Annotated in this window: 8 protein-coding genes; 1 reads left to right on the forward strand and 7 read right to left on the reverse strand. The window is 68.9% G+C overall.

What is annotated here, in order from left to right; all coding sequences use genetic code 11:
• Positions 1–2: 2 nt before the first annotated feature.
• The 6 genes from gspF to SGCZBJ_RS01245 form a co-directional block, all read right to left on the reverse strand.
• On the reverse strand, positions 3–1,214 hold the full coding sequence (gene gspF / locus SGCZBJ_RS01220; protein ID WP_101716212.1) for a type II secretion system inner membrane protein GspF: 1,212 nt from the start codon (positions 1,212–1,214) through the stop codon (positions 3–5).
• Positions 1,201–2,661, reverse strand: a complete 1,461-nt coding sequence (gene gspE / locus SGCZBJ_RS01225) for a type II secretion system ATPase GspE (protein ID WP_101716213.1) — start codon at positions 2,659–2,661, stop codon at positions 1,201–1,203. The genes gspF and gspE overlap by 14 nt, the downstream gene beginning before the upstream one ends.
• On the reverse strand, positions 2,658–4,682 hold the full coding sequence (gene gspD / locus SGCZBJ_RS01230; RefSeq protein WP_101716214.1) for a type II secretion system secretin GspD: 2,025 nt from the start codon (positions 4,680–4,682) through the stop codon (positions 2,658–2,660). Before gspD ends, gspE begins: the two co-directional genes overlap by 4 nt.
• A complete protein-coding gene (locus tag SGCZBJ_RS01235) occupies positions 4,679–5,062 on the reverse strand; it encodes a type II secretion system protein N (protein ID WP_240621373.1) in 384 nt (127 codons plus the stop codon). Before SGCZBJ_RS01235 ends, gspD begins: the two co-directional genes overlap by 4 nt.
• Positions 5,063–5,221: 159 nt before the next feature.
• Entirely contained in the window at positions 5,222–7,996 is a 2,775-nt protein-coding gene (locus tag SGCZBJ_RS01240) for a TonB-dependent receptor domain-containing protein (protein ID WP_240621374.1), read from the reverse strand.
• A complete protein-coding gene (locus SGCZBJ_RS01245) occupies positions 7,951–9,387 on the reverse strand; it encodes a hypothetical protein (RefSeq protein ID WP_240621375.1) in 1,437 nt (478 codons plus the stop codon). Before SGCZBJ_RS01245 ends, SGCZBJ_RS01240 begins: the two co-directional genes overlap by 46 nt.
• A 312-nt stretch (positions 9,388–9,699) precedes the next feature.
• On the opposite strand from SGCZBJ_RS01245, the gene SGCZBJ_RS01250 reads away from it, so the two are divergent.
• Complete coding sequence (locus SGCZBJ_RS01250) at positions 9,700–10,296, forward strand: hypothetical protein (protein WP_101716217.1); 597 nt, start codon at positions 9,700–9,702, stop codon at positions 10,294–10,296.
• 3 nt (positions 10,297–10,299) lie between these two features.
• Here SGCZBJ_RS01250 and SGCZBJ_RS01255 read toward each other — a convergent pair whose 3' ends face one another.
• Positions 10,300–11,634 (reverse strand): LLM class flavin-dependent oxidoreductase, encoded by a 1,335-nt coding sequence (locus SGCZBJ_RS01255; RefSeq protein WP_101716218.1) that lies wholly within the window; start codon positions 11,632–11,634, stop codon positions 10,300–10,302.
• Positions 11,635–11,711: the final 77 nt, after the last annotated feature.

Consider the following 11,711-nt stretch of genomic DNA (forward strand, 5'->3'; position numbering starts at 1 on the left):
TCCTAGTTCATGGCCAGGGTGTTGATCTGCAGGATGGGCAGCAGGATCGAGAGGACGATCGTCGCCACCACGCCGCCGAGCACGACGATGATCGCCGGCTCCAATAGGCTCAGCAGGGTGGCGGTGAAGGTGTCGAACTCGCGCTCGAGATACTCGGCGGCGCGGGTCAGCATGGCGTCGACACGGCCGCTGCTTTCGCCGCTGGCGGTCATGTAGACGAGCACCGGCGGAAAGACGCCCGTGCGCCGCATGGCCGTCGACAGCGCGCCGCCCTCGCGGATGCCGGCGATCATGGCGTCCATGCCGCCGCGCAGGGCGGCGTTGCGGACCGTGCCAGCCGTGAGGATCAGTCCCTCCAGCATCGGCAGGCCGCTGGCGATCATCGTCGACAGGGTGCGGGCCAGCCGCGCGGCGTGGACGTTGCGGATCAGTTGGCCGACGAACGGCAGGCGCAGGAAGAAGCTGTCGGCGCGCAGCTTGAAGGCGCGATTTCGCAGGGCTTGCCAGTAGGCGAAGGCCAGACCCGCGAGCACGAGCACCAGCAGCCAGCCGAAATGCTGGAGGAAGCCCGACAGGCCGATGACGATGCGGGTCAGCAGCGGCAGGGTCTGGCCCATGCTGTCGAACTGCTCGACCACCTTGGGAATGACGAAGACCATCAGCACGGTGACGACCAGGCACGCGACCAAAGCCAGCACCGCCGGATAGACCAGGGCCGTGGTGATCTTGGCGGCAACCTTCTGCTGCTGGTCCAGCAGGTCGGCCAGGCGGTCGAGGATGGAAGGCAGCGCGCCGGAGGCCTCGCCGGCGGCGACCATGGCGCGGTAGAGCGGCGGAAAGGCCCCGGCCGGGCGGGCCAGGGCGTCCGACAGCCGATAGCCTTCCAATACGGCGGCATGGACTTGCTCGACCACGCGCTTGAGCTTGGGACGGTCGGCCTGGAGCGCGATGGTGCGCAACGCTTCTTCCAGCGTCGACACCGCGACCAGGGTGGCCAGTTGGCGCGTGAACAGCGAGCGGTCGCGTCCGCCCAGGCGGTCGCCGAACAGCCCCTGCCCGCTCTTAGCCGCGATTGGCGCGTGGGGCGAAACCCTTACCGGCGCGAGCCGACGGCGCTCCAGCTGGGTGCGGGCGTCGCCCTCGTCGACGGCCTTGATGCGCCCCGAACGGGTCGCCCCGGCCAGGTCGAGGGCGACATAGTCAAAGTTCGCCATCGCGCGCCCCCGCCCCGGTGATGCGCAGCACCTCCTCGACCGTGGTCAGGCCCTCCTGCACGTAACGGCGGGCCTCGTCCTTCAGGGCGACCTCGACACCGGCGGCGGCGATCTCGTCCTCGGCGGCGTTCTGACCGATCAGGCGCCGCACGGCGTCGTCCACGCGCAAGGCCTCGTAGACGCCGATCCGTCCCTGGAAGCCGGTGTGGGCGCAGTCGGCGCAACCGACGGGACGGCGTAGCGGCGTCCCAGCTGGGACGTCGACCAGCGCGGCGGCCGCTGCATCGGCGGGCTCTTCCACCGAGCAGACACGGCACAGGCGACGGACCAGGCGCTGGGCGATGATCAGGCGCATGGTGGAGGCCAGCAGGAAGGGCTCGACACCCATGTCGCGCAGGCGGACCACGGCGCCGGCGGCGTCGTTGGTGTGCACGGTCGATAGCACCAGGTGACCGGTCAGGCTGGCCTGGACGGCGATCTGGGCGGTCTCGGCGTCGCGGATCTCGCCGACCATCACCACGTCCGGGTCCTGGCGCAGGATGGCCCGCAGGCCGGCCGCGAAGGTCATGCCGACCTTGGTGTTGACCTGGGTCTGGCCGACGCCATGGACAGCGTACTCGACCGGGTCTTCGATGGTCAGGATGTTGCGGCTCTTGTCGTTCAGCAGGCCGAGGCCGGCATAGAGCGTCGTCGTCTTGCCCGAACCGGTGGGGCCGGTGACCAGCACGATGCCGTTGGGCTCGCGCAGCGCCGTCTCCAGCGCCGCCAGCATGCGCGGCGACATGCCCAGATCGGCGAGGCCCAGGCCCGCCTGCTCCTTGTCGAGGATGCGCATCACCACCCGCTCGCCCATGCGGGCCGGCAGGGTCGAGACCCGGACGTCCAGGCTCTTGCCGCCCAGGGCCAGTGAAATACGCCCGTCCTGCGGGACGCGCTTTTCGGCGATGTCCAGCTTGGCCATCACCTTGACCCGCGAGACCAGCATGGCGGCGATGCGCGGCGATAGGCTGAGGATCTCGCGCAGCACGCCGTCGACCCGCAGGCGCACGACCAGCGCCTGCTCGTAGGGCTCGACGTGGATGTCGGAGGCGCCCGAGCGCACGGCCTCGGCGATCAGGCCGTTGATCAGGCGGATCACCGGGGCGTCGTCCTGCGGGTCCAGCAGGTCGGCGGCGGTGGGCATGTCCTCCAGCAGGTGGCCGAGCGCGCCGTCGAAGTCGTCGTCCGAGGCCGAAGCCAGGCCCGCCCCCGCATAGACCTCGGAGAACTTGCGGTCGAAGGCGGCTGTGGCCAGCGGCTGCAACTTCAGGGGGACGCCAAGCGCCCGCCGCGCCTCGATCAGGGCCAGGGGATCGAAACCCTCGCGCAGGCCGATAGTCGCCTCGCCGTCCAGCGACAGCAGGACGAGGCCGTGGCGCTTGGCGAAGGCGTAGTCGAGCGCGGTCATTGCGGCTGGGCCTGTGGCGGGGCCGCGGGCAACGTGCGCTGGAAGTCGCGGATCACCGCGTCAAGCGAGCTGTCGCCCTCGGGCGTGGTCAGGGCGCTCTCGCGACGCATGCGGTCCAGGCGCGGCCCGGTGACGGCGCGGGCGTCGTCGACCGTCTTGATGATCCGAGGGCGGATGAAGACCATCAGGTTGGTCTTGCCGCGCTCGCGGGCGGTGCTGCGGAACAGGCCGCCGATCCCCGGCAGGTCGCCCAGGCCCGGCACCTTCTGAACCGACGAGGTCTCGGTCTGGTCCAGCAGGCCGCCCAGCACGACGATGTCGCCATCATCCACGAGGGCCGTGGTCTCGATCTCGCGCTTGTTGATCACGAGCTCGCTGGAGCCGACGCTGACCGGACCGGCCACGGCCGAGACCTCCTGGCGCAGGAACAGGGTGATGCCGCCGCCGGCGTTGATCTGCGGCTTCACCTCCAGCTGCACGCCGACGTTCTGGCGCTGAATGGTGCGGAACGGGTTGGAGTTGGCGTCGCCCAGCACCTCGCCGGTGGTGATCGGCACTTCCTGGCCGACCAGGATGCGGGCTTCCTCGTTGTCGAGCGTCATGATCGACGGCGTCGACAGGAGGTTGGAGCCGCTGTCCTTCTTCACCGCATTGATGATCGCGCCGAACAGCACGTCGCCGCTGCGGCCCGCCACGCCGCCGGTTATGCCCGAGGCGTTGAGCAGCGAGTTGATCCCCGCCTGCCGCATCGAGGTCACGGCCTCGGACTCGACGTCCTTGGGATCGCCCGCCGCGATCGCGCCGGCCAGCGGCAGGAGGCTGGGCGAGGCGTTGGTGTAGTTGGTGGCCATGAACGGGATGGTTCCGTTCGTGCCGCCCAGCAGCAGCTGCACGCCCAGCTGCTTGGCGGCGTCGTCGGAGACCTCCACGACGATGGCCTCGACCAGCACCTGCTCGCGGCGCACGTCCAGCTGGCGGATCACCTCGGAGAGCGTGCGTTGCAGTTCCGGCGGGGCGTTGATGATCAGGGCGTTGGCGCCGGGATAGCGGGCGACATTGGCGCGAGCGCTGCCCGGAGCGGACGAGACGGCCGAGGCCGCGGCGGGAGTCGCGTTGACCGATCCTGTCGTAGCGCCGGCCGGGCGGCCGGCGCTCGGCGTGACGGCCGAAGGCGACTGGCCCACGAGCTGTTGCAGCACCGGCAGCATCTGCTCGGCATTGGCGTGGCGCAGGAAGACGACCCGCACGTCGTCGCTGGACTCGGCGCGGCGATCGAGGTCGGCGATCAGCGGCAGCAGCTTCTGGACGGCGTCGGGATCACCGCGCAGCAGGACCGAGTTGCTGCTCTCGACCGCGACGACGGTGACCGCGCCCCTGCCCGCCTTGCCGTCGGCGCCGGGTCCGGCGATCAGGTCATTGATGACCTGGGCGATCTCGCGCGCCGAGCTGTTGGTCAGGGTGACGGTGTGGACGGCGGCGCGGTCCTGGTCGACCTGAGCCAGCAGGGCCCGGATGCGGCGGACGTTGTCGGCGTAGTCGGCCACGACCACCGCCCCGCCCCGGGCGTTGGCCACGACCTGGCCCTGCGGCCCGACCAGGGGCTTTAGCATGTCGGCCGCCGTCGCCGCATCCAGCGTGCGCAGGCGGAAGACCTCGGTGGCGAACTGCCCCCCGGCCGTGCCGGGCTGGCGGGCGGCGTTTTCTGACGGCTCGATGCGATAGACGCCGCCGCCGGCCGGGGTGGCCACCAGGTTGTTGGCCCGCAGCGTGGCCAGGAACAGCTCGAACAGCTCGCGACGGTTCAGCGATCCGTTGCTGGTCACCGACACCGTGCCCTTGACCCGCGGGTCGACGACGAAGGTGGTGTTGGTGGTCTTGCCCACGTCCTGGATGAAGGCGCGGATGTCGGCGTCCTGGACGTTCAACACCTGGGTCTGGGCGAGCGCGGGACCGGCCGACGGCAGGGCCAGCGCGATCGAGGCGGCCGCGACGAGGATGCGCAGCGTGGGGGCCTTGGTCATGGACGTTCCGGAAACGAGAGGGTCATGCGGGCGCCGGCCCGCGAGAGTTCGACATGGTCGGCGGCGACGGACGCGAGGGTGACGCCGTCGGCGATGCTTTCCCCGATCGCGTAGGACTTCTGGACACCGTCGGGGCCGGCGATGATCGCCGAGCCGCCGCCGTCGGTCTGGCGCACGCCGAACAGCCGGAAGCCCTCGACGCTGGCCGCGCCCCCGACGCGCGAAGACGCCCCGGCCGAACCGAAGGCGTCGAAGGTGGCGAGGATCCGGGGATCGACCGGTCTCTGGACCGGTGCGGCCTTGACGGCGACCGGCGGCGCGGGCGCGGCGGCGACCCAGACCAGCCGCGCGATCTGGACCGCCAGGACGAGCAGCACCATGAGTTCGAGGGCGATGAACGCCCTCCCCCGATGGTTCCGGAATGTTTCGGTCAGCTTTGCGAGCATCGGGATCGGCTTGGTGGTTCAACGGCGACGAGCGCTCCCCGCCCGCCAGGGCGAAGAGCGCCGTCGATCGGCCGCGGTCGGTCCTGGCGAGACCTAGAACCGCGTGGAGAGCGAAACCGAGAAGGTCTGGCCCAGGTCGTAGGTGTTGGCGTCCACCCGGCCGCCGCCCAGCACCTGGTACTCCTCGAAGTCTTCGCCGAGCAGGTTGCGGGCCTTGAAGGTGAACTCCAGCTCGCGGTCCCGGACGTCGAAGGCCTTGCGGTAGGTGAAGTCGACCGTCACACCCGGTTCCTGCACGAGGTCGGGCTGGTCGGGCCGGCCGCGGGCCGAGATCCGCTTGCTGACATAGGTGGCCAGGATCGTCGCCTGCGAACGGTTCTCCTCGTCCTCCCAGCCGAACTGGATGTTGGCCAGGTGCTTGGAGAGGCCCTGAAGCTGGCTGCCGTCCTTGACGTAGTCGAGCGCGCGGCGCGGCGCGCCGGCCCCGGCCAGCGGGTAGACGAGGTCGTCCTCGCCCACCTTCACCTGCGAGTCCGAGAAGGTGTAGTTGGCGCCGACCAGCCAGCGCTTGCTGCCGAAGAACGCGCCCTCGAACGGGCTGTCGAACAGCTTCTTGAAGTCCAGCTCGAAGCCGTAGAGCGAGGCCTTCGGCGCGTTGACATAGGTCTGGACGATCGTCGAGCCCTGCTCGCTGACCACCGACTCCACCGGACGATCCAGGTCTTTGTAGAACAGGCCGCCCGACAGGTACTGGTTGGCGGCGAAGTACCACTCGACGCGGGCGTCGAGGTTCAGCAGTTCGGTGTCCGTCAGGTACGGGTTGCCGATGAACAGGCGGTCGGTGTCCGGATCGAAGTACTGCTGCGGCGCCAGTTCGCGAAACTGCGGACGAGCGATGGTCTTCGAGGTGCCCAGGCGCAGCTGCATGTCCTCGGCGAAGTTGTAGGTCAGGGTCGCGGCCGGCAGGACATAGGTCTCTTCCAGCGCCGTCGGCGTGGCCGGGGCGCCGCCGAACAGGTCGACGACCTGGACGGTCTGCTCGGCGTCCTCGACCCGCAGGCCGAACGAGGTGCGCAGGCGCGGCAGGAACTCCGCATCAACCTGCACGTAGCCGGCATGAACCTTGAGGCCCGCCTCATAGGCCGCCGCGCCGTCGCCGCCGGTGATCTCGGTGAAGGTCAGGTAGCCCTGGGCCAGGTTGTAGTCAGACAGCAGGAAGTCGACCCGCTCGCGCTGGATGGCCAGCGGAATGGCGCCGCCCTGGTAGCGGAAGTCGCGGCGTTCGGCGTCGCGCTCGTTGTCCAGATAGGCGTAGCCGCCGCTGAACTTGGCGTCGCGGCCGCTGCTCAGCGGCAGGGTGTAGCCGACGTCGAAGCCGGCGCTGGCCATGGTGTCGTCCAGCGTGCTGAAGCTCGTCGAGTTCTGCTCCTGCGAGGCGGAGTGGTAGTAGACGCCGTTCTCCAGGCGATAGCGGATGAACTTCTCGTACGGCGCGTCGCGCTCGGACTTGGCGTAGGAGCCGCGCCAGTCGAAGTTCCAGGCGCCGAACTCGTGCTTGCCCGACAGCTGGGTGTCGTAGAGGTTCCGCTCGAACCACTCGGTGTAGGAGTCCAGCACTTCCTGGCCGGCGGCGTAGTCCTCGCCGGCGCGCTGGCGGGCCGACTTGGTAGTATTGTGGACGTAGAGATTGGTCCAGCGCACCTGGTGGTCGCCCCACTCAAGGCCCAGGCCCACCAGGCCGTTCACGGTGACGTTGTTGCTGGTGTTTTTGAAGTTGTAGCTGGTGCGCGGCTCCAGCACGCCGTTCTGCTCAAGACCCTGCTGCTGGACGCCTTCGCGCGAGCGCCAGCTGTTCTCGAAACCGCCGATGGCCACGACGCCGAGGCGCGCGCCCGAAGGAAGCTCGAACGAGCGGCCGGCGCTGACGTCGGCAGAGAAGTTGCCGGGGATCTTGTTCTTGGTCTGGATCAGGTTCAGCGGCGCGTTGACCAGGCTGGAGCCGATGCGGACCAACTGGGCGGTCGTGAAGTTGCTGGAGTTGATGCGCTTGCCCGTGGCCAGCGCCTCGCGCAGCTCCGGCGGCTTCTTGCGCGTGCCGTCGTCGTAGCCGAGGAAGTCGGTGTCCGAGCCGTAGTAGGTCAGGCCCTTGTTCAGCGTGGTCTCGGTGTTGCCGCCGCCGCCGATCTCGACCTCGAAGAAGGCCTCGTCGGGAATGGCCACGGTCTGCAGGTCGATGACGCCCCCGCCGAACTCGCCCGGATAGTTCGGCGAGAAGCTCTTCTGCACCGTGGCCCCGGCCAGGATGGCCGAGGGGAAGAGGTCGAGCGGCACGACCCGTTGCAGCGGCTCTGGGCTGGGCAGCGGCGAGCCGTTCAGCAGGGCCGACGAGTAGCGCTCGCCAAGGCCGCGCACGTAGACGAAGCGGCCCGACACCAGGCTCAGACCGCTGACCCGCGTCAGGGCTTCGGCGGCGGTGCCGTCGCCCGCGCGCTTGAGGTCTTCCTGCGTCAGGAAGCTGGCGACCTCGGAGGTCGTGCGCATCGGTTCGGGAATGTTGCGCCCCAGGACGAGCACTTCCTCGACGGCGACGGGCGCGTCTTCGGGGTCGAGCGCCGCGAACTGGCGCGGCGCGGGGGTTTCGGCTGCGCCCGGCTGCGGCTGGGCGGCGGGGGTCGTCTGCGCCATGGCGATCTGCGGCGCGACCAGCGCCGACGTCGCGAGCAGGAGGCCGCTCAGGGGCCGGAACAGCATGTTCATCGGAGGAACCTTGGAATTGTCGGGCGTCGGGAAGCGGGGGCGGCGCACGGCCGCCCCCAACCGGATCAGCAGGTCGAGCCGCTGGTCAGGCCGCAGGTCCAGCCCTGCCACCAGGTGTCGTTGCCGTCCTTGACCGCCCCGATGTAGCCGGGGTTCACAAGGAAGCTGCTGAGGCTGGTGATGTTGGCGTAGGGCGTGCGGGCCGCCTCGTTGGCGCCGTTGATGAACGTGCCCGTCAGCGTCGAGGTATGGCTCGACGTGTTGTTGGTCCCGGCGTTGAACAGCGCCGCAACGGCCGTGGCGTCGACATTGGTGTCGTTGGTGAACGGCGTGGCGCAGGCCAGGGCCACCGAGTGGAAGGCGACCTGGGTGGTGGCGTCGTCGATGTCGACGCAGCCGGCGGTGCTGGCGGTCATCTGCACGACCGAGTTGACCCAGACGTTGTTGGTCGAGGTGTTGGCCACCAGCAGGTCGTTGCCCGAGCCGCCGCGACCGATGACGGTCCAGTTGGCGAACTTGGGGTTCGAGCGCGGCGCGGTGCCGGCGCTGCTGGTCTCGAAGGCGCGGTTACCGCCGTTGGCGCGCTGGACGATGATGCCAAACTGCAAGGCGCCGTTGTAGCCGGTGTCGGTGTCGATGCTGTCGTCGTCGTTGCCGGTCAGGACCAGGTACTTGCCGTTGACGTTGCCGCCGAAGAACTCGATGCCGTCGTCGCTGCTGTTGTGCACCTGGATGTGGTCGAAGGTGGTGCCCGAGCCGACGCCGGCCAAGGTGATGCCGTTCAGTTCGTTGTTGGCGACGATGACGAAGCCCGAGTGCTGGACGCGCAGGTAGCGCATGACGCCGCTGTTATCCTGCAGGCCGCTGCCGCCGTAGAAGGCGTTGGTGCCCTCGACCTGGGCCTCGCAGCCGGCCGTGCCCGGCGTGGCCCCGGCGCCCGAGCAGTTGCTGATCGGCGCGCGGCCCAAGATGACGAGACCTCCCCACTGGCCGATCGAGTCGACGCCCGTCTGGCCTTCGATGCTCTGCTTGCTGGTGAAGACGATCGGGTTGGTCGCGGTGCCCTCGGCGAAGATCTGCGAGCCGCGGTTGACGACGATGTAGTCGAGACCGGCCGAGCCGAAGACCTTCACGCCGGCTTCGACGGTGATCACGCCCTTGGAGCGGCCGGCGATGGGCGCGTTCGGGTCGCCGCCCTGGTCCTGGCCGACATCGACGCGGCCGCTGACCGAATAGACGGTGCCCGCGCGCAGCGGCACGACCAGATTGCCGGTGATCAGCTGCGGCAGCTGGCAGTTGCGCAGCGTGCCGTTGGCGACGGTGCCGACATTGGCGAAACCGGTCGGGCAGTCGGCGGCAGGTGTGCCCGGAGGCGGCGTGGTCGGATTGGTCGGGTTCGTGCCGCCGCCGTTACCGAAGCCGCCTTCGCCCGGAGACGCGACGCCGTCGGCGCCGCCGCAGCCCGCAAGCGCCAGGGAGGCGCTCAGCGCGAGCGCGATCAAGCTAACGTTTCCAACGCGGTTCATGACGGTTCTCCATTGGCGCAGCCGCAAAAGGGCGGCGAAGACCCCCGGTCCCCACCAATGGAAAAAGCCTCGCCCTTCCCGCCCTGGATCGGCGGGCTACAGAGCCGCGAAGACAGTTAGCCCAAAGTTTTGTGACACATTTTCTGAGCAATAATTTGATACAAAGCCGTAATGGTCAGAATCCGAAAAGTGGTCGTATGTCTAAAATAGAGCGAATCATGCGCTCTTCTTCAGACATCTGAGCGAAGCGAAAATTATCGCGACGCCTGACCTTGAAGCGACAGACCGATGACGCATTTCGGCTTCCAGTTGCCAGATGAACTCGCCGAACAATTCGACGCCTATGCGGCAACGTGCGGCGGGCGTTCGGCGGCCCTGCGCGCCCTCGTCTCGCAATGCCTGTCGGACGGGGGCGGCGCGCCGCAACGGCCCGCACCCCAACCGGTCAGCCAGGCCCAGGCGAGCTCGGTGGCGGTGCTGCTGACCAGGGACGACCGGCTGCGCCTGGACGAGGAATGCCGGATCACCGGCATGACGCGCGGCCAGTGGCTGGCGGCCTGCGCCCGCAACAGGCTGCACGGCACCCGCCACTTCGGCCAGGTCGACAGGGACCGGATCGCGCGGATCGCCCGCGAGATGCGCGAGATGAAGTCCAGCCTGCACCGCTACGCCAGCGCCATCCAGCGCGCCCCGCGCGATCTGGCGATCGTGGAGAAGCACCAGAGCCTGATCGGCCACCTGTCAGCCCAGGTCGAACGGGGCCTGCGCGCCATCGAAGGCGCCTTCAGGGGCAATGACCACTACTGGAGCGGCAAGCCCGCCGAGGCCCGGTCGGAAGAACGCCGCATCGCCCCCGCCGCGTCAGCGGCGGAGGCGTCGCTCTGAAGTCTACTCCGCGGCCGCCAGGGCGCCGGCGTAGCGATTGACCGGGAAGTCCAGCCCCAGGTTCTCGCGGAAGGTCGAGCCCTCGTAGTCGGTGCGGAACAGCCCCCTGCCTTGCAGGATCGGCACGACCAGATCGACGAAGGCCTCCAGCTGGCCCGGCAGGCTTTCGAACAGCACGAAGCCGTCGGCGCCGCGCGCCTCGAACCAGGCCTGCAAGCTGTCGGCGACGGCTTCCGGCGCGCCGACGAAATGGCCGCGCGGGGTGGCGAAGCGCAGGGCCGTCTCGCGCAGGGTCAGGTTCTCGGCCTTCACGGCGGCGACGATGCGGTTGACCGAGCTCTGGTTGGAATTGGCCCCGAACGCGGCGGCCTCAAACGGGAAAGGACCATCGGGGTCGTGCTGGGAGAAGTCGTACTCGTTGAACGGCCGGGCCAGCATCGACAGCGCGTTGTCGAGCGACACGAGCTCGGTCAGTTCCTTGTAGAGCGCCTCGGCCTCCTGCGCCGTCTTGCCCACGACCGGACGGGCGGCGGGCAGCACCTGGAGTTGGTCGGGATCGCGACCGAAGGCGGCGGCGCGGGCCTTGATGTCCTTGTAGTAGGCCTGGGCGGCGTCGAGATCCTCGTGCGAGACGAAGATGGCGTCGGCGCGGCTGGCGGCGAAGGCCTTCCCGTCCTCGGAAGCGCCGGCCTGGAAGATCACCGGCTGGCCCTGCGGCGAGCGGCTGATGTTCAGCGGGCCCTTCACCGAGAAGAACTCGCCCTTGTGGTTCAGGGCGTGCAGCTTGGCCGGATCGAAGAACTGGCCGCCCTTCTTGTCGAAGGTCAGGGCGTCGTCCTCCCAGCTGTCCCAAAGCCCCTGGACGACGTCGAGATATTCGCCGGCCAGGCGGTAGCGGACGTCGTGGGCGTAGTGCTTTTCACGACTGTAGTTGGCCGCGCTGCCTTCCAGCCACGAGGTGACGACGTTCCAGCCAGCCCGGCCGCCGCTGATGTGGTCGAGCGACGAGAACTGGCGGGCGACGTTGAACGGCTCGCTGTAGCTGACCGTCAGGGTGCCCACGAGGCCGATGTTGCTGGTGGCCCCGGCCAGGGCCGACAGGATGGTCAGCGGCTCGAAGCGGTTGAGGTAGTGGGGGCTCGACTTCTCGGTGATGTAGACGCTGTCGGCGACGAACAGGAAGTCGAACTTGCCGGCCTCGGCGACCTGGGCCTGGCGCTTGTAGAACGAGAAGTCCGTGCTGGCGCTCGGCTGGGCGTCGCGATGGCGCCAGTCGCCCCAGCCGGGGCCGACCCCGTGCAGGATGAAGCCGAGCTTGAGTTGACGGGGCTGGGACATCGGGCCGTTCCGTTGGCTGAAAATGACGGAATCCTGCTTACGCAGCCCCTTCCCCGCGATCCAACGAGATGCTCTCA

Source organism: Caulobacter zeae, from assembly GCF_002858925.1.
Lineage (GTDB): Bacteria > Pseudomonadota > Alphaproteobacteria > Caulobacterales > Caulobacteraceae > Caulobacter > Caulobacter zeae.